The 17,607-nt window shown below is 40.7% G+C and carries 15 protein-coding genes; 8 read left to right on the forward strand and 7 right to left on the reverse strand.

Annotated features, from left to right (window positions below; all coding sequences use genetic code 11):
* Positions 1 to 49: 49 nt before the first annotated feature.
* The 5 genes from atpG to glmS all read left to right on the forward strand — a co-directional run bounded on the left by atpG (position 50) and on the right by glmS (position 6,313).
* A complete protein-coding gene (atpG, locus tag PR809_RS11520; RefSeq protein ID WP_102140421.1) occupies positions 50 to 913 on the forward strand; it encodes a F0F1 ATP synthase subunit gamma in 864 nt (287 codons plus the stop codon).
* Between the two features lie 34 nt (positions 914 to 947).
* Complete coding sequence (gene atpD, locus PR809_RS11525) at positions 948 to 2,330, forward strand: F0F1 ATP synthase subunit beta (protein WP_102140420.1); 1,383 nt, start codon at positions 948 to 950, stop codon at positions 2,328 to 2,330.
* A 21-nt stretch (positions 2,331 to 2,351) separates the two neighbouring features.
* Complete coding sequence (locus PR809_RS11530; RefSeq protein WP_004906291.1) at positions 2,352 to 2,777, forward strand: F0F1 ATP synthase subunit epsilon; 426 nt, start codon at positions 2,352 to 2,354, stop codon at positions 2,775 to 2,777.
* A 126-nt stretch (positions 2,778 to 2,903) separates the two neighbouring features.
* Positions 2,904 to 4,274 (forward strand): bifunctional UDP-N-acetylglucosamine diphosphorylase/glucosamine-1-phosphate N-acetyltransferase GlmU, encoded by a 1,371-nt coding sequence (glmU, locus tag PR809_RS11535; protein WP_166268161.1) that lies wholly within the window; start codon positions 2,904 to 2,906, stop codon positions 4,272 to 4,274.
* A 206-nt stretch (positions 4,275 to 4,480) separates the two neighbouring features.
* On the forward strand, positions 4,481 to 6,313 hold the full coding sequence (glmS, locus tag PR809_RS11540) for a glutamine--fructose-6-phosphate transaminase (isomerizing) (RefSeq protein ID WP_181489996.1): 1,833 nt from the start codon (positions 4,481 to 4,483) through the stop codon (positions 6,311 to 6,313).
* Between the two features lie 75 nt (positions 6,314 to 6,388).
* Here glmS and PR809_RS11545 read toward each other — a convergent pair whose 3' ends face one another.
* From PR809_RS11545 to PR809_RS11555, 3 genes are read right to left on the reverse strand one after another with little or no spacing between them, the layout of a single operon-like run.
* Positions 6,389 to 7,363, reverse strand: a complete 975-nt coding sequence (locus PR809_RS11545) for a sugar phosphate isomerase/epimerase family protein (RefSeq protein ID WP_206277062.1) — start codon at positions 7,361 to 7,363, stop codon at positions 6,389 to 6,391.
* Between the two features lie 22 nt (positions 7,364 to 7,385).
* Positions 7,386 to 8,639, reverse strand: coding sequence for an MFS transporter (locus PR809_RS11550; protein ID WP_125893818.1), 1,254 nt, complete (start codon positions 8,637 to 8,639; stop codon positions 7,386 to 7,388).
* A 29-nt stretch (positions 8,640 to 8,668) separates the two neighbouring features.
* Positions 8,669 to 9,046 carry a RidA family protein gene (locus tag PR809_RS11555; RefSeq protein ID WP_166267208.1) on the reverse strand — a complete coding sequence of 126 codons (378 nt, stop codon included), beginning with the start codon at positions 9,044 to 9,046 and terminating at the stop codon, positions 8,669 to 8,671.
* Positions 9,047 to 9,237: 191 nt separating this feature from the next.
* On the opposite strand from PR809_RS11555, the gene PR809_RS11560 reads away from it, so the two are divergent.
* Positions 9,238 to 9,885 (forward strand): helix-turn-helix transcriptional regulator, encoded by a 648-nt coding sequence (locus PR809_RS11560; protein ID WP_166267206.1) that lies wholly within the window; start codon positions 9,238 to 9,240, stop codon positions 9,883 to 9,885.
* Between the two features lie 55 nt (positions 9,886 to 9,940).
* Here the strand turns inward: PR809_RS11560 and PR809_RS11565 are convergent, their stop codons facing one another.
* Both PR809_RS11565 and PR809_RS11570 read right to left on the reverse strand, forming a co-directional pair.
* Positions 9,941 to 10,495 carry a hypothetical protein gene (locus PR809_RS11565; protein WP_272524527.1) on the reverse strand — a complete coding sequence of 185 codons (555 nt, stop codon included), beginning with the start codon at positions 10,493 to 10,495 and terminating at the stop codon, positions 9,941 to 9,943.
* Between the two features lie 80 nt (positions 10,496 to 10,575).
* Positions 10,576 to 11,115 carry a TetR/AcrR family transcriptional regulator gene (locus tag PR809_RS11570; protein ID WP_195697966.1) on the reverse strand — a complete coding sequence of 180 codons (540 nt, stop codon included), beginning with the start codon at positions 11,113 to 11,115 and terminating at the stop codon, positions 10,576 to 10,578.
* 95 nt (positions 11,116 to 11,210) lie between these two features.
* Here PR809_RS11570 and PR809_RS11575 point away from each other — a divergent pair, with 95 nt between their 5' ends.
* Entirely contained in the window at positions 11,211 to 12,716 is a 1,506-nt protein-coding gene (locus PR809_RS11575) for an MFS transporter (RefSeq protein WP_166267202.1), read from the forward strand.
* A 42-nt stretch (positions 12,717 to 12,758) separates the two neighbouring features.
* Here the strand turns inward: PR809_RS11575 and PR809_RS11580 are convergent, their stop codons facing one another.
* Positions 12,759 to 14,168 (reverse strand): MFS transporter, encoded by a 1,410-nt coding sequence (locus PR809_RS11580; protein WP_166267200.1) that lies wholly within the window; start codon positions 14,166 to 14,168, stop codon positions 12,759 to 12,761.
* A 74-nt stretch (positions 14,169 to 14,242) separates the two neighbouring features.
* Here PR809_RS11580 and PR809_RS11585 point away from each other — a divergent pair, with 74 nt between their 5' ends.
* Positions 14,243 to 14,905 carry a helix-turn-helix transcriptional regulator gene (locus PR809_RS11585; RefSeq protein WP_102140066.1) on the forward strand — a complete coding sequence of 221 codons (663 nt, stop codon included), beginning with the start codon at positions 14,243 to 14,245 and terminating at the stop codon, positions 14,903 to 14,905.
* A gap of 37 nt (positions 14,906 to 14,942) precedes the next feature.
* On the opposite strand, the gene PR809_RS11590 is transcribed toward PR809_RS11585, so the two are convergent.
* Complete coding sequence (locus PR809_RS11590) at positions 14,943 to 17,456, reverse strand: penicillin G acylase (protein WP_206276750.1); 2,514 nt, start codon at positions 17,454 to 17,456, stop codon at positions 14,943 to 14,945.
* Positions 17,457 to 17,607 lie beyond the last annotated feature (151 nt).

Here is a 17,607-nt window from a genome sequence, read left to right on the forward strand (position 1 = left end):
TATTCGGCCCGAGTTTCTAGGGCCGTCTGGTTAATAAGGAGAAGCAGAAATGGCCGGCGCAAAAGAGATACGTTCCAAGATCGCCAGCGTGCAAAACACGCAGAAGATCACTAAAGCGATGGAAATGGTCGCTGCGTCCAAAATGCGTAAAACGCAGGAACGCATGGCGGCCAGCCGTCCTTATGCAGAGACCATGCGCAGTGTAATTGGTCACTTAGCATTAGGTAATCTGGAATATAAACATCCATATCTCGAAGAGCGTGAAGTTAAGCGTGTCGGGTATCTGGTTGTTTCAACAGACCGTGGTCTGTGTGGTGGCTTGAACATTAACTTGTTCAAAAAACTGTTAGCAGAGATGAAGTCGTGGTCTGAGAAAAACGTTCAGGTTGATTTGGCTTTAATCGGTTCTAAAGCGGTATCATTCTTCGGTTCTGTGGGCGGCAATGTCGTGACACAAGTTACCGGAATGGGGGATAACCCAACGCTTTCGGATTTGATTGGTCCAGTTAACACTATGCTACAAGCCTATGATGAAGGGCGTTTGGATAAACTGTATGTGGTGACGAATAAGTTCATCAATACAATGTCTCAGGAGCCAACTATTCTTCAATTGTTACCATTGCCTGCAAGCAATGATGAAACACTGAAGAAGAAGTCTTGGGATTACATTTACGAACCCGATCCAAAGGCGTTGCTGGATACCCTGCTACGTCGTTATATCGAGTCGCAGGTTTATCAGGGCGTCGTTGAAAACCTGGCTAGTGAGCAGGCCGCACGAATGGTAGCGATGAAAGCCGCTACTGATAATGGTGGAAACCTGATCAAAGAGTTGCAGTTGGTTTACAACAAAGCTCGTCAGGCCAGCATTACTCAGGAGCTTACCGAAATCGTTTCGGGTGCTTCCGCGGTTTAACAGCTAGGTTTACGAATTACGTAGAGGATTCAAGATGGCTACTGGAAAGATTATCCAGGTAATCGGCGCCGTTGTGGACGTCGAGTTCCCTCAAGATGACGTACCAAAAGTGTACGACGCTCTTGAGGTTGTTAACGGTAAAGAAACACTGGTGCTGGAAGTTCAGCAACAGTTAGGCGGTGGTGTTGTCCGTTGTATCGCAATGGGTACATCAGATGGCCTGAGCCGTGGTTTAGAAGTTGTAAACTTAGAGCACCCAATTGAAGTACCAGTAGGTAAAGCAACTTTAGGACGTATCATGAACGTTCTGGGTCAGCCTATTGATATGAAAGGTGATATCGGCGAAGAAGAGCGCTGGTCAATTCACCGTGCTGCACCTAGCTACGAAGAGTTAGCTAACTCAACAGAACTGCTGGAAACCGGTATCAAAGTAATGGACTTAATCTGTCCATTCGCGAAAGGTGGTAAAGTTGGTCTGTTCGGTGGTGCGGGTGTTGGTAAAACAGTAAACATGATGGAACTGATCCGTAACATCGCGATTGAGCACTCAGGTTACTCAGTATTCGCTGGTGTTGGTGAGCGTACTCGTGAAGGGAACGACTTCTATCATGAAATGACTGACTCAAACGTTCTGGATAAAGTATCACTGGTTTATGGCCAGATGAATGAGCCACCAGGAAACCGTCTGCGCGTTGCGTTGACTGGTCTGACTATGGCTGAAAAATTCCGTGACGAAGGTCGTGACGTACTGCTGTTCGTTGACAACATCTATCGTTATACCCTGGCAGGTACTGAGGTATCAGCACTGTTAGGTCGTATGCCTTCAGCGGTAGGTTATCAGCCAACGCTGGCGGAAGAGATGGGTGTTCTGCAAGAACGTATTACCTCAACTCAAACGGGTTCTATCACTTCCGTTCAAGCGGTTTACGTTCCAGCGGATGACTTGACTGACCCATCACCAGCAACCACCTTTGCTCACTTAGACGCAACGGTAGTTCTGAGCCGTCAAATCGCATCTCTGGGTATTTACCCTGCGGTTGACCCTCTGGATTCTACTAGCCGTCAGCTTGACCCACTGGTTGTTGGTCAAGAGCACTATGATGTTGCTCGTGGCGTTCAGTCTATTCTGCAACGTTACCAAGAACTGAAAGATATCATCGCAATTCTGGGTATGGATGAACTGTCTGAAGAAGACAAACTGGTTGTTGCTCGTGCTCGTAAGATCCAGCGCTTCCTGTCTCAACCATTCTTCGTTGCTGAAGTATTTACCGGTTCACCAGGTAAGTTCGTTTCTCTGAAAGACACTATCCGTGGCTTCAGTGGGATCCTGAACGGTGATTACGACCACCTGCCAGAACAAGCGTTCTATATGGTTGGTACCATTGAAGAAGCTGTGGAAAAAGCGAAAAAGCTTTAATCCAGCTGACAGGAGGTTGATATGGTAGCTGCAATGACATACCACCTGACTGTAGTAAGTGCTGAAAAACAAATGTTTGAAGGCATGGTACAGAAAATTCAGGTGACAGGTAGTGAAGGTGAGCTGGGGATTTACCCGCAGCATACCCCGCTGCTGACTGCCATAAAACCGGGCATGGTACGTATTACCAAACAGTTTGGTGAAGAAGAGCTAATTTACCTCTCCGGTGGTATTTTAGAAGTGCAACCAAATGGTGTTATCGTACTCGCTGATACAGCGATCCGTGGTAAAGATTTAGACGAAGCTCGTGCAGTGGAATCTAAACGCAAAGCGGAAGAACACGTCCGTAAAGCTCACGGCGATGTTGATTATGCTCAGGCATCAGCAGAACTTGCAAAAGCAATAGCGAAACTTCGAGTCATCGAGTTAACTAAAAAGCTAATGTAATGATAGCGGTATAGTAAAAAAAGCCAGTTGGTTAAGTCTAACTGGCTTTTTTATTTGAGCGAAATATGTAGTAATTTATAAAGGAAATAGGTTTACTTTCATCCCTAAGTTGGAGTTTCAGGAAAAATGACTGTGCAAAGAAAAAGTGTCGTGATTTTAGCTGCCGGTAAAGGCACACGGATGTATTCAGAGCTACCTAAAGTTTTGCATTTACTTGCAGGCAAACCCATGGTTCAGCATGTTATAGATACAGCAAAATCCATTGGTGCATCAGATATTCATCTGGTATACGGACATGGCGGTGATTTACTGAAAGAAAAACTGGGTGAGCAAAACCTCAACTGGGTATTGCAGGCCGAGCAGCTCGGCACTGGCCATGCGATGCAACAAGCAGCGCCAAGCTTCCAAGACGATGAAAATATTGTCATGTTATATGGCGATGTACCGTTGATAGCGAAAGATACCTTAGATCGCCTAATTGAAGTGAAGCCAGAAGGTGGTATTGGCTTGCTGACGGTTATTTTAGATAACCCAACAGGGTATGGCCGTATCATTCGTGAAAATAATGAAGTTGTAGGTATTATTGAGCAAAAAGATGCCAGCGAAGAGCAACGTAAAATCCAAGAGATTAACACTGGGATTATGGTTGCCAGTGGCAAAGATTTTAAACGTTGGTTGGCACAGCTGAACAACGATAACGCGCAAGGCGAATATTATATTACTGATATTATTGCATTGGCACATAAAGAAGGTAATAAAATTGCAACTGTTCACCCTAAACATTTAAGTGAAATGGAAGGGGTGAATAACCGCCTACAATTGGCTGCGTTAGAAAGGGTTTATCAGAAAGAACAAGCGGAAAAACTGTTATTAGCTGGTGTGATGTTAATTGACCCTGCACGTTTTGACTTGCGCGGAACGCTGACTCATGGGCGCGATATTATTATTGATACTAACGTGATTATTGAAGGTAATGTCACATTAGGGAATAACGTACACATTCAATCTGGCTGTATATTAAAAGATTGTGTAATCGGTGATAACTCGGTTATCAGCCCATATTCAGTGATAGAAAACTCTGAATTGTCAGCCGAATGTACGGTTGGCCCTTTTGCGCGTTTACGTCCAGGTGCTAAATTAGCGGCCAAAGCGCACGTAGGTAACTTTGTAGAAATGAAAAATGCCTCTTTAGGTTTAGGCTCTAAAGCAGGTCATTTAAGTTACCTCGGTGATGCTCAAATTGGTGATAACGTGAATATTGGCGCAGGTACTATTACCTGTAATTATGATGGTGCCAATAAACACAAAACCATTATTGGCGACGATGTATTTGTCGGGTCAGATACTCAGTTAGTTGCACCAGTTTCTGTTGCCAAAGGTGCAACAATAGGGGCTGGCACTACGGTAACACGTGATGTGAATGAAGATGAACTTGTCGTTAGTCGTGTAAAGCAAATGCATATTAAAAACTGGCAGCGTCCAGTTAAGAAAAAATAAGTAAATTTTGAGGAGAGATAGCGATATCTCTCCTATGATAAAAAAGCTAATTAATAGCAAATAATAAAATAGCTACCTAAGGTAGCAATATAAAAATATCCCCATTTTCTACAAGGCTGGGGAACAGTGAAAACTGTACAACAATTAGGTTGCGACAAATGAAGGTTTCTCAAGAAAGAAACCTTTTGTCTAGGGATCCAAAAAATATGTGTGGAATTGTAGGTGCTGTTGCACAACGTGATATCGCAGAAATTCTGTTAGAAGGTCTTCGTCGTCTTGAGTATCGTGGTTATGACTCTGCCGGTATGGCAGTTGTTGATCACGAAGGGCATTTGCAACGCTTACGTGAAGTCGGCAAAGTGCAAATGTTAGCTGAAGAAGCGGAGAAAAACCCGGTATCGGGTGGAACGGGGATTGCACATACCCGTTGGGCAACTCATGGTATTCCAAGTGAACGTAATGCTCATCCGCATACTTCTGGTTACATTGCGGTTGTTCATAACGGCATTATTGAAAACTATTTAGAGCTCAAAGATGAGCTGAAAAAACTCGGTTATATCTTTAGTTCAGAAACTGATACCGAAGTGATTGCTCACCTTGTTCACCATGAACAACAAAAAGGTGGCACGCTGGTGGAAGTGGTTCAACGTGTTATCCCACAATTGCGTGGTGCTTACGGTACCGTGATCATGGATAGCCGTATTCCTGAATTATTAGTTGCTGCACGTTCTGGTAGCCCGTTGGTTATTGGTTTAGGTGTAGGTGAAAATTTCTTAGCATCAGACCAATTAGCATTGTTGCCTGTGACTCGTCGCTTTATTTACCTCGAAGAAGGGGATGTTGCCGAAGTCACTCGTCGTACTGTTCATATTTTTGATAAAAATGGTGAAGCGGTCGATCGCGAACAAATTGAATCAAACGTTCAATATGATGCAGGCGATAAAGGCGTCTATCGCCATTACATGCAAAAAGAAATTTACGAACAACCAATGGCAATTAAAAACACCCTTGAAGGGCGTTTTGACAAAGACAATGGTATCGATTTAAGCGAGTTAGGCCCTCGTGCGAGTGAAATTTTATCTCAAGTTGAACATATTCAAATCGTCGCATGCGGGACATCCTACAATGCGGGAATGGTTGCACGTTATTGGTTTGAATCTTTGGCTGGTATTCCTTGTGATGTGGAAATTGCTTCTGAGTATCGCTACCGCAACCCTGCTCACCGTAAAAACAGCCTGATGATTACGTTGTCTCAATCAGGTGAAACCGCAGATACACTGGCAGCCCTGCGTTTATCAAAAGAATTAGGTTATCTGACTTCTTTAGCAGTGTGTAACGTGGCGGGCTCTTCTCTAGTACGTGAATCTGAATTTGCTTTAATGACCAAAGCAGGGGCAGAAATTGGTGTCGCATCGACTAAAGCGTTTACCACACAGTTAACGGTTTTACTGATGCTAGTTGCGTATATGGGTCGTTTGAAGGGGGCAAAACCTGAGTTAGAAGAAAGCATTTCCCATGCATTACATGCGCTTCCTGCTCGTATTGAAAGCATGTTATCGCAAGATAAAGTCATCGAAGCACTGGCAGAAGATTTCTCAGATAAACACCACGCATTGTTCTTAGGTCGTGGTGATCAATTCCCTATTGCAGTTGAAGGGGCTCTGAAATTAAAAGAGATTTCTTACATTCACGCAGAAGCGTATGCCGCGGGTGAGTTAAAGCACGGCCCATTAGCGCTAATTGATGCTGATATGCCTGTTATCATCGTTGCACCTAACAATGAACTGTTAGAAAAACTCAAATCGAACATTGAGGAAGTTCGTGCGCGTGGTGGTTTGCTGTATGTATTTGCTGACCAAGATGCAGGCTTTGAAGCGAGTGAAAACATGAAAATTGTTTCGTTGCCTCATGTTGAAGAGTTAATTGCGCCTATTTTCTACACCGTACCACTGCAATTGTTGTCTTATCACGTTGCATTGATTAAAGGCACAGACGTTGACCAGCCTCGTAACTTGGCGAAATCGGTGACAGTTGAGTAATGACATACTGATTTAATATTGATGACCGGTACAACAGACGCTGCTGTACCGGTTTTTTATTGAGTCATGGGGTCGTTATTTATTGAGGACTGCGAGTGCTTCTTGCTTTAGCTGATTCGCGATATTCTGCACAAATTTAAGCTGGTTCATAGCGTCGTTGAATTCTTTTTCTAAACGCTCATCGAGCCCTTCTGTTGGCATTGGCGTTTCACTTGCGCCACGATATGGGATCCATGGGTTATCCCCTTCATCATCAAAGCGAAAAGCAGGTGCGTAATAGTCAACTTCTTCTTCTAAGCCAAAGGATATGACTTGTGGTTTTTCATCACCCAAGCAAATTAGTTTTTTAACTAATTCTTTGAAAGGTACTTCTCCTTCACCTGAAAGGCTCGCTTTGTGACCAAATCCTTTTCCTTCAGGAAGGCGAACGGCATCTTTCATATGGACCTGAGTGATATTGCCTTTCATTTTATCAAAAGCTTCTAACGGTAGTTCATTAGCATTGAACATATTGCCGAAATCAAACAGCAATGAAAAATTAGGGAAATCAGCGTCTTCGACTAATTGATTAAGTTCATGGCTTTTTAGATCTTCATGTTGCTCGATAACAAACTTCAGGCCCGTGTGCTCATAAGTTTCTTTGATATACTGGATATCAGCTTTGACTTTCTTAAGTACATCTTGAAGATTCCCTTCGTAGCGAGGGTAAAAGCGAATAGAGCTAGCAAGTGTTTTTAGTGCAATGTGTACGGCTTCATCAATTGCATTGGCGGCAGAAGAACTCGTTTCAATTTTTAAATCGAGGTTATATTTCTTTGCTTTTTGTCCAAAAGCCTCTAGTTGTGCATCACTCATGGTTTTTAGGGCTTTAGTTTCACCATCTTCAACATGGATCTTAGCGCCTGTTAAATGATGCTTTTTCGCTATTTCTAATAAGTCATCGGGTAAAATACGCTCTTTTCTCATGTTTAAATGGAAGGCATAAGCGTGTAGATACAGTGGCATTGAGTCAATACGATCAATAATTTTTTGTGCTTCGATGTTATTCATTTTTTCACCTGTAATGTCAATTCTATTCATTTTCTGTTGCTGCATTGATTTCGCGTTGTTTTATACGTTTAGTTAAAATTTTAGCGGTCACGAAACCTAGCAAGCTAAACATGATCATCATGCCAAAAACAAAGTTATAGCCAGTTATACCAGGGTAGTTATCTAGGAAAGAGCCATAAATCGCGTAAGCAAACATCGCAGGCATATAACCAAGAATACAAGCAAATGCCATTGCAGAACCTGCATACTCACGTTTAGTCCCAATTTCTTCCATCGGGGCGAAGAAAATAGCTCTCTGGCTAAAAATAATAGCTCCGAAGCCTAATGTTGCCGCCATACCGAGATAAACATTCATATTTTCATGAGGTAACATCATGAATAAACCCATTGCGACGGCAGATAATAAGCAGGTGAACTGTAAGAACTTAGTAGGTGATTTAAATACTTTGTCCGATAAGAAACCACCAATAGGGCCTCCTACCATTTTTAGAGCATATTGGTTGATGATCCCGTAGGCACCCACTAATGCAATGGGTAACGCATAGATATCTTTCAAGAATGGGATGAAGTAAGTTAATCCACAATATGATGCATAGATAAAGAAAATAGTCATCGATGCAAGCCATAAGTTAGGACATTTAATGACACTTTTTATCCCTTCAATAACTTGCTTATTTGCCTCTGATGAATTGTCTGCAACTTTTTTGTCATCATCGCTAACGATGAAATAAGTGATAACCCCAATAACCACGGTCACAATGGTGTAGAACATTAACCCAGCTTGCATACCTTCTTTGCCTTCACCGAACAGGACAAAGACATACAATGCACCGGAAGCAATAATTACGTCTACAATACCGCGTCCAGCCTCAAGGAAACCAAATAGGCGGCCTTGTTCTTTTTTATCACCGAGTAAGCGCACGGCTTTAAGTAGTACTGGCCAATAAATAACATCTGCAAACAATGCCATGACGGCAAAGGATATGAGATAACCGGTAAATGGCGGAAGAGTGGATAAGTACGCACCACAAAGCCCAACCCCAATTAACCCTACGGGTAGAAGGATTTTTTTCGAGAATCTATCTGCAATATATAGTGATGAGAATAGACCAATGGTTTGAACAATAGTGTAAACCGTAAAACCAAAGCCAATTTGGGCATTTGTTAGTCCCCAATCTTGCTGCATAGGAACGTAAAAAACATCTTTCATACTGGATAATTTAAAAATAGTACCAGCACCAAGAATGAGAAAACTGAGTCTTATCCACTTATTCATAAATCCGCCTTAATTATTATATTTAGCGTTTATTGCTTCAAAACGATCGCTTCAACTTCTATTAATACGTCTTTTGGAAGGCGAGAAACTTCTACACAGGAACGAGCGGGGTAGATACCTTCAGAGAAATAGGATTGATAGACACCATTAAAGGTAACGAAATTATTCATATCACTGATGAAGCAGGTGGTTTTGACCACGTCATCCATAGAATATCCCGCGGCTTCAACAACGGCTTTTAGGTTTTTCATGACTTGATTTGTTTGTGTGGTGATGTCGGCACCAACGACAGAGCCATCTTCATGATGGAAAGGGCAGCAGCCCGAGATATAAACGCTATTGCCAACTTTTCGGGCTTGGGAATAAGGGCCGATGGCTTTAGGGGCATTTTCAGTTGAAATAATCATTATTGGTTCCTTTGGTTGTTATCTTGACGCTGATGATTAAATCACAATCATATTTTCCCTTCCGTGATTATTGTCAATTTTTTGACTAAGTATAAAAAAATTATACTAAGGTGTGTTTTTATGGATTAAGTATTGAAAAATTTACTCTAATTTATTAAAGTTATGGGAATTTACTAAGTGGATTGTTGAGTATGGATATGAATATTAATTATGTTTTTACTGAGCAAGATCGAAAATTATTGCAGTCATACACCCCTATGATTGAGTGTCTCGGTGAGTTTTTGGGGCCATATTGCGAAGTTGTTTTGCATAGTTTTGAAGATTTACACAGTTCTGTGATCCACATTGCTAATGGGCATCTAACAGGGAGAACACTTGGAGCTCCTGCAACGAATATTGCGCTTGAGAAATTGGCTGGTTTTAAAAAGAATCATTCATCTTGGGAAGTGTATTTTAATACTAAAAGTATTCGTCCATTTCGCTCTTCTTCAACCTTAATTGTGAATTTAGATAACCAGCCGATTGGTATGGTATGTATGAATTGGGCATTAGATATGCCAATGAATGCGATGGTTGATTTGATGGGCGGGGGGAACAATTCTAAAAATGAAAACTTTTCGCAAGATGTTAATAAATTAATTATGGATCATCTTGAACCCATTAAAAATACGATCTATTTAAATAAAAACATTCCAAGTAAAAATAAAAACTTTGAAATCATTAAAGAACTCCATGACTGTGGTATGTTTGAATTTTCTGCTGCACATAAAATTGTGTCTGTCGAATTAGGGATTAGCTCAGCGACCATATATAAGCATCTTAGAAAAATAAATTCATAATATAGCTAATAAAAATAGCCCGGAAATCTACATTTTCCGGGTTTATCTTTTATTTTTAATAACATGAATATTTACTTTGTTTTTTATATTTTTCTATTAATACATCCCTCCCATTTTCTAAGGTTATGATATGAGTGAATTGGCTATGATTTGTTGATAATTCTTTATTTTTATTTGCAATTTTAATGATGAAGTCATGTATTTTATATATGGAACCATCAGTTTCATTTTTTAATAAACTAAACATATTGATAAAAATTGCATTGTTACTATTTATTTTGTTCTCATTATGATTGTGTATTAGCTCTATTTTTTTTGAGTCTGGTGAACTATAAATAAAGTAAAGGTTTTTTTTCGTTAAATCATTTCCAAAAGCGTAATTGTCGTATTCTAATAATTCTTTTTTTATATGGTTTTGTGGTTTATTCGGTTGTGTTTTTTTAAAACTGTCAGTTTTTCTATCTAACTCTTCAAATTTCTTCTTTAATGAAGCTACACAGTCAGTGTTAATGGGCTTTTCTTTTATATTATAGATAAATGGTTTCTTATTATTAATAAAATTATTGTTTTTATTTGTCTCTATAAGTAATTTTAATTCATTTACTTTCATTTTAAATCATCTCCATTTTATTTCTTATTTTTAGTTTATTGGAGTGGAGTTATTATCGATATCAAAAAAAGAGACTAAGTCTACCCTTTTAATAAATTTTCTAAATCACTAAATATAGATTGCCATTCATTATCATCAATTTCCATGAATCCCATATAGCGCAGCATAAAAGCGCCTTCAGTGGCTAGAAAAACAATTCTGGCCTGTTTACCTTTTTCTGTTGAGGTGTCTAACTTAGCAAGCCGTTCACGGTACCAAATACGCGTACTTTCCAGATATTCAGGGGTTTGTAATAAGGATGCCATTAAAGAAGCGCCTTTTGCCATCGAGACTTTGTCGTGCTGGTGGGTCGCTTGCATATGCGCAAAAATTTGCCCTTCAGGGGAGTTATCTTGTTCAATTGTTTGATTGAAAATTTCATCATAGGACTGGCCCCAACGCTCAAACATTGCATCGATTAAGGCATCTTTATTGCCAAAACAGTACTGAACACCGCCTTTGGAAATCCCCATTGCTTTGGCGACTGCGTCGATAGTGAGCGCTGTAGCGCCTTGCTGTAGAACAATGTCTTCAGCAGCATCAAGTAATTTTTCTCTATCGATTGTTCGTTGACGTCCCATTTAGAAAAACCTCTTTTCAATACGTACGTATGGATTTATATTATAGCACGATCAGCACAGAAATCATGATCAAATAAACTCATTGAGAGAATTTTATGTTAACCGATTATAAGCGCTGGATAGTGCTTCTATTAGTTTCAAGTGTACTATTTCTTATCGTTATTGATGTCACTGTACTGTATACCGCTTTACCTAAATTAACCCATGATTTAGGCGCTACGTCATCTGAAAAACTGTGGATAATGAATGCTTACCCACTGGTGGTCGCTGGTTTATTACCTGCGGCAGGGATGCTAAGTGATAAAGTCGGTCACAAGCAAATGTTTTTGTTGGGGTTACCATTATTTGGTTTAGCTTCGTTGTGTGCAGCTTTTTCACCAACAGCAACCAGTTTAATTTTGTCTCGTGGCTTTTTGGCTGTAGGTGCTGCAGTAAGTATGCCTGCCACCCTTGCGATTGTAAGACATGTTTTTTTAGACCCGAAAGAAAGAGCTCTCGCTATTGGAATATGGTCGGCAGTTGCTTCAGGTGGCGCGGCTATTGGCCCTTTGATCGGCGGTATCTTACTTAACCACTTTTGGTGGGGCTCTGTTTTTCTCATTAATGTGCCGGTCGTTTTATTGGTTATTCCGTTTGCGTGTTATTTGATCCCTAAATGTGGTGGTAACAGCGATAAAAAAATCGACATTTTAGGTTCTATTTTAGTATTAATTGGTCTAATTGGTGTTATTTATGCGTTGAAGGAGCTCGGTAAACCTTATACCGATTGGCCAGCGGTATTGGTCTCGGGTGTTATTGGGGTTTTCTTTTTGGTGGTATTTAGAAATCGACAAGTTAAATCCACATCACCAATGATTGATTTTACGTTATTAAAGCACCCTAAATTCAATGCAGGGCTGATGATGGCGGTTTTATCCATTGTAGTTATTGTTGGTGTCGAGCTATTACTAAGTCAACGTCTACAGCTGGTTTTGGGTTATACCCCGTTTGAGGCAGCGTTATATATCATTCCAATTCCATTGGCTTCGGTGATAGCTGCGCCATTGGCAGGTATGTACCTTCATAAATTTGGTGAGGTAAAACTCACTGTTTTTGGGTTTACTTGTACGTTAATTGGTGTTGTTGGTTTAACGATGGTGTACCAAACCTCGACAGGTATTCTGTTACTTTCATTCCTCTTTTTGATAGGTTTTGGTTTGGGTGCTATTTTTACAACGGCTTCGACCACGGTGATGTTAAATGCCCCCGATGAAAAAGCAGGTATGGCGGCATCAATTGAAGAAATCGCTTATGAAATTGGCAGCGTTTTAGGCGTAACGTTTATGGGGGGACTAATGAGTGCTATCTATACGTTAAAACTTTCACTGCCTGAAGGTATAACTGTCAGTGATAAAGTTTATGACAGTATTGATGAGGCCTTATTAGTTTCTGAATCACTGCCAGCAAATAATGCATTTGCGTTGATAAATCAGGCCAATATTGCCTTTGATCATGCTTTCTTAGGGGTGATGGTAGCAACTATTTTTGTTCTGCTGATCAGTATTATTGTTCTGCCTTATTTTTTACGCTCCCAAAAGGTATTAACGAACTCATTAGATTGATTTTTCATTAAAGAGGGAGCTTTGGCTCCCTTTTGCTCTTTTTTATCTGATTTTGCGGATTAATACCGTTGCGAGTAATGGGCTAATAGCAAATAGGGCGAATAACCAGATTGAAGCTTGCTGTGCTCCCGCAATCCCCCCAGGGTTAATTAGCCCGCTATTATTGACGACGACTCCCACTAAGGCGGCAGATAGCGCGGTTGCATACAATTGAATGGTAATAATGGAAGAGGATGCGAGGTTTTCCTCTCCCTCTGGCGCATTTTTAAAAACACGCAATACCAGATGAGGCCAACACACACCAATTCCTAGACCCACCCCTGCCATGGCGATGAGATAAATAACGAACAGTGGCCATGATTCAATAAGCTGTTGATTATGCGTTAAAACAGCAAGAACAATTAAAGACATCAATATGATGACCGGCCCTATTCGAATAATTCGGATAACAATCGCCCCCGTTTTATTGGCACTAAAGAGCGCTCCGATGGTCCAACCTGCGGCCATTATTGCGGTTAAATAACCCGCAGTGAGTGGAGAAAACTGATGGATGGTTTGTAAGAAATAAGGGACATAAATTTCTGTTGTCATGCCTCCAACTAACAAACACATGGTTAAAAATATGACGCCAAGTGGGCTTTTGAGTGAATAGGATCCAGTTGGTAATAAGCGTCTGTCATTTTTGCCATCGAGTAAGGCAATAGTCAGCAGTATGGCTAGACCAATTAACAAACCAATAAGGTTTATGAATAAACTTTCAGACAAACTTCCAATTGAAATAGCAAGAACGGATATCACTAACAAAGAAATCGCTAGGAATGGAACTTTGCTGTTTTTTGGTGCTTGAGTTTGCTTTTTAGGAAGTTGATTGATGACAATGAGTGCGAGAAAAACAGCGACAGGCAGTAAAGCCCAAAATGCCCAACGCCAGTGGCCACTTTCTGCAAAAATCCCCCCAATTGCAGGGCCACAGAGTGTTGCTATTCCCCACATACCCGAAACAACTCCCATTGCTCGGGACCATAAGTTTTCGGTAAAGACAATGCGGATCAATGCATAGCTAAGAGCAAATAGAATACCACCCCCCAGCCCTTGCAATGCTCTACCACCAAGTAATACCAGCATTGATGGGGACGCTGCACACCAAATAGACCCCAAAGAAAAGAGAATGAGTGCGAATAAATAAGAATATTTAGGCCCAAAACGGTCTAATACTTTACTGGAAAGGGCTGAACCGACAATGGATGTTGCTACAAATAAAGTGGTATTCCATGCGTAATATTCGAGACCACCAATATCGTTAACGACACTAGGCAATATGGTTGTTACGATATAAATATTGATAGCATGTAGTGCAACACCTCCAGTTAGGGCAATAGTGAGTAATGCATTAGTGCCACTGAGTAAATCAGCCCATTTGGCTTGAGGTATGGTTGATGTTTCATTGCTCATAGAGAGACCCGCTAGACGGAATAGTAGAAAAAGAGGTATTATCCAAGTAATAGCTTGGATAATAGAGTCGCATAATGATTAATGCAAGTAATTACTTTGATAATTTAAATTTGACACAGGCCGTGGATAAGGTTCTTTTTTGTATCAAAACTAAAGGGCCAATTTCTACCGCTGTGATCGCAAATGATTTAAATATGACCGGAGAAGCTGCAAGGCAGCACATCCAAAAACTGACGTCATTAGGGTTAGTAGAGGGGGCGCAGTGCTTATCGCAAACAGGGGCAGGACGTCCTCGACAAAATTGGGTATTAACGGAGTTGGGGCATCAACGCTTTCCTGATACTCACGCGCAACTTGCTCTGCAATTGATTGATTCCGTTCGTACTATTTTTGGAGATGAAGGACTAGAAAAGCTGATTAACCAAAGGGAAACGGAAAGCAGAGAAAAATATTTTGCCCGTTGTAAAAATTTACCATTAGCTGAGCGGCTTGAAGCATTGGCTGAAGTGCGTAGCGAAGAAGGGTATATGGCGAAGGTTGAGCAAGATGGTGACAGTTGGTTGTTTATCGAAAACCATTGTCCAATTTGTGCAGCAGCCACTGCTTGCCAAAACTTTTGTCGGTCGGAATTGGCGTTGTTCAGTGAGATTGTGGGTGATAATGGTAGCATTGAACGCGAACAGTACTTACTAAATGGTGCTGGGCGCTGTGTGTATCGTGTGAAGGTTAAAAGCTAAATACCGAGACACCTTGGTATTTAGCTTAATAATAGTATTATCTCTCAATTATTAGTGTTTCAGTTGACTCAATATATGGCGCCAGCTCTTCGCTGTTAAGCCATAACGGTTTCTTACCAAATTGCTGATATAAAGAGAGTTGGTCTTGATAGTGAGGCGAAGGTTTTCCTTGCGGGGAAATAAAGCCACTTTGCCCTGGAGCTACAACGTCCCATGCGCTCACCCCTTCTTCGGTAAACACGATTAAGTCGTTTTCAGTTCCCCGATTATGGTATTCATTTTGATGGAAATTTTCTTGAGGTAAGGCTTGTGGTATACCAAAAAAATTATTTTCACGGAAGGTTAATGCCGTGGCTGGTGTTTGCCAATTAGCCGGGTTATCACCGTATTTTTCTATCATTTTTTGGTAAGTCGTATTCAAAGTCTTTCTAATAACATCATTCTGCGGTTGTCCTGAAAATAAATCGATAGACTGAGATATGGGGGATTTATCTTCTAAGAGAGATTCATACAGTAATTTTGCACCTGTACTGATATTTAATGACCCTGTTGGGCCTTCTTGCGTCGTCTCATAACCACTCGCTAGGTACCATTTATCAAATGGTGCAGGGACGGTTTGGCCTAGGGTGGCTTTAAGCATTTCTTTTAACCAGATATCGAGGATAGCAGACCCTGGGTGAATATAATGTTTTCCATCACTTGATAACTGGTTTATGCCATCCCATTGCTGGAGCATGGACACTAATTTGACGCTATTGTCATTTGATGGCAAACCTTGTGTCGCTTGAGTTAGAAATGGTGTAAATAAGCGATGATTAAGGTCGACACGGCTAGTTTGCTGTAAAATCGCCCACATATCATCAGCCGTTAACTTATCATAGGCTTCAATGCGGTTATCGATTTCTTTCACCCTATCTGCACTGCCCCATAAGAAGGCAAATAAGTCGCTAGCGGGGTAATTTTTAGCTGGAGAGTTATTCCAGTTGGCGATATAACCTGATTTGGGGTTATACACTTTTGGATTATTAGCAAAGGGTTGTATACCTTTCCAGTCCCATTCTCCTGTGCCTGATACTGGTAAACGAGGATCATGGTTTATTTGGCGATCGGGGTAGTGTCCGGTATGGACATAGCCAATGTTTCCGTCTTTATCTGCATAATACCAATTGATCGTCAGTGCTTGGTTTTGTGCTTGGTCTAGCCATTGCTGCCAGTTTTGCGCTTGTCCTTGCTTTACCCAAGCCATTAAGGATGTAAGCTCCTTGCCATCCCATGCGCGAGCTTTGCTGTAGGCGGTGTGAGTTGTCTTATCCCGTTTAACCACATTACCGTGCACAGTACGGTATATTTCAAAAGTAATGGGTTGTTCACCTTTTACATTCAATGTCTCTTGGCGAGAAAGCATTTTCTTCCACTGCCCTTGGTGGAGGTAGCTATTTGGGTCTTCAGGTGAAACTTGTTCTGCAAATATATCAACACCGTCACCAAACCCAGCGGTAGAACCCCAAGATATATGTCCATTATGGCCGAATAAAATCGCGGGATAAGCAAACGGTGTATTTCCGACAATATTAAACCCTGCCCCATGTAAGCCAATACCGTATGTATAGGCTGGGTTAAACCAACCAAACTGTGGGCCATTAAGTAAAATGGCTTTTGCGCCAGAAGCTTTTGCTTTTCCAACAAGCCAAACATTGCTGGTGGTTGGGTAGCCAGCTAGCCCATTCGCACCACTTTGTTCATATTGCTTAGCGATTAACGCATTATTTTCTTGAGAAGAAAGTGCAATGACTTTTCCAGTTGTATCTTTGGCTGTGCGTTCAAACATGGGAGCAGTAAGTCGGTAATCACTAATTTGATTCAATTGAGATATATTTTTTGTTTTTTGTGAATCTGAATAGGTGAACTCTTCTGATGATATTGTTGTTGGCGCATTGGGATTATTAAGCCAATTAATTTGGTTAAAGAACTCTACTCCCAATTGTTCACCGTACTTATCTTTAAGCGCAGTGAGTAATGCTAGGTTATCAATTTCACTATTCATATCGGAAAAGCGGTTTGCCATTGTACCGACCATAATCATAGCAACATCAAAACTCGTCCATTGGGATGGCAAAAAATCATAGTCAATGAACTGTTTTGGCATTAAGTCATCTGGCTTAGTATTGATTTGTTTAATCCATGCATTCATACCATCTGCATACCCTCTTAAAATATCTTGTTCTTGGGAGGGTAACTGATTGATTTGTTTATGGATAGAATCAGGCCAATAGTTGTTTCTGATTTCTTTATCAAAAGAAATATAATCCTTACCTAATACTTCAGAAACAGTACCTTGGGTACTGCGTTTGGCCATTTCCATTTGGAATAATCGGTCCTGTGCCACAGCATAGCCGTACCCATAGAACAGGCTATAAGTATCATTGGCATAAATATGAGGGACCCCATAATTATCTCGTTCAATTTTAATTTGAGTTGATTGAGAAAATGATGACAGTGATAAGGAGCTTAAACTTAGAACAATAGCGATTGAGATGAGGTGTTTTTTCATTTATTGAGTCCCATGTTGTTATTATTTTTCGAGACTATCATTATTGCAATGTTAATAAATGGTTAATTTATAGTTAATTGTTAATATGTGAACCACGATCACATAAAAAGATACATAAATTTAAATAAAGCATAAAAAGTGAGTCATAATT

The organism is Providencia sp. PROV201 (assembly GCF_028479545.1).
Taxonomy (GTDB): Bacteria; Pseudomonadota; Gammaproteobacteria; order Enterobacterales; family Enterobacteriaceae; genus Providencia; species Providencia huaxiensis.

Excerpts from the sequence above, each read along its gene's own strand:
- PR809_RS11530 (WP_004906291.1), top strand. The coding sequence starts at position 2,352 with ATGGTAGCTGCAATGACATACCACCTGACTGTAGTAAGTGCTGAAAAA.
- PR809_RS11575 (WP_166267202.1), top strand. The coding sequence starts at position 11,211 with ATGTTAACCGATTATAAGCGCTGGATAGTGCTTCTATTAGTTTCAAGT.
- atpG (WP_102140421.1), top strand. The coding sequence starts at position 50 with ATGGCCGGCGCAAAAGAGATACGTTCCAAGATCGCCAGCGTGCAAAAC.
- PR809_RS11560 (WP_166267206.1), top strand. The coding sequence starts at position 9,238 with ATGGATATGAATATTAATTATGTTTTTACTGAGCAAGATCGAAAATTA.
- glmU (WP_166268161.1), top strand. The coding sequence starts at position 2,904 with ATGACTGTGCAAAGAAAAAGTGTCGTGATTTTAGCTGCCGGTAAAGGC.
- PR809_RS11570 (WP_195697966.1), bottom strand. The coding sequence starts at position 11,115 with ATGGGACGTCAACGAACAATCGATAGAGAAAAATTACTTGATGCTGCT.
- PR809_RS11545 (WP_206277062.1), bottom strand. The coding sequence starts at position 7,363 with ATGAATAACATCGAAGCACAAAAAATTATTGATCGTATTGACTCAATG.
- PR809_RS11550 (WP_125893818.1), bottom strand. The coding sequence starts at position 8,639 with ATGAATAAGTGGATAAGACTCAGTTTTCTCATTCTTGGTGCTGGTACT.
- PR809_RS11580 (WP_166267200.1), bottom strand. The coding sequence starts at position 14,168 with ATGAGCAATGAAACATCAACCATACCTCAAGCCAAATGGGCTGATTTA.
- PR809_RS11555 (WP_166267208.1), bottom strand. The coding sequence starts at position 9,046 with ATGATTATTTCAACTGAAAATGCCCCTAAAGCCATCGGCCCTTATTCC.
- PR809_RS11585 (WP_102140066.1), top strand. The coding sequence starts at position 14,243 with ATGATTAATGCAAGTAATTACTTTGATAATTTAAATTTGACACAGGCC.
- atpD (WP_102140420.1), top strand. The coding sequence starts at position 948 with ATGGCTACTGGAAAGATTATCCAGGTAATCGGCGCCGTTGTGGACGTC.
- PR809_RS11590 (WP_206276750.1), bottom strand. The coding sequence starts at position 17,456 with ATGAAAAAACACCTCATCTCAATCGCTATTGTTCTAAGTTTAAGCTCC.
- glmS (WP_181489996.1), top strand. The coding sequence starts at position 4,481 with ATGTGTGGAATTGTAGGTGCTGTTGCACAACGTGATATCGCAGAAATT.
- PR809_RS11565 (WP_272524527.1), bottom strand. The coding sequence starts at position 10,495 with ATGAAAGTAAATGAATTAAAATTACTTATAGAGACAAATAAAAACAAT.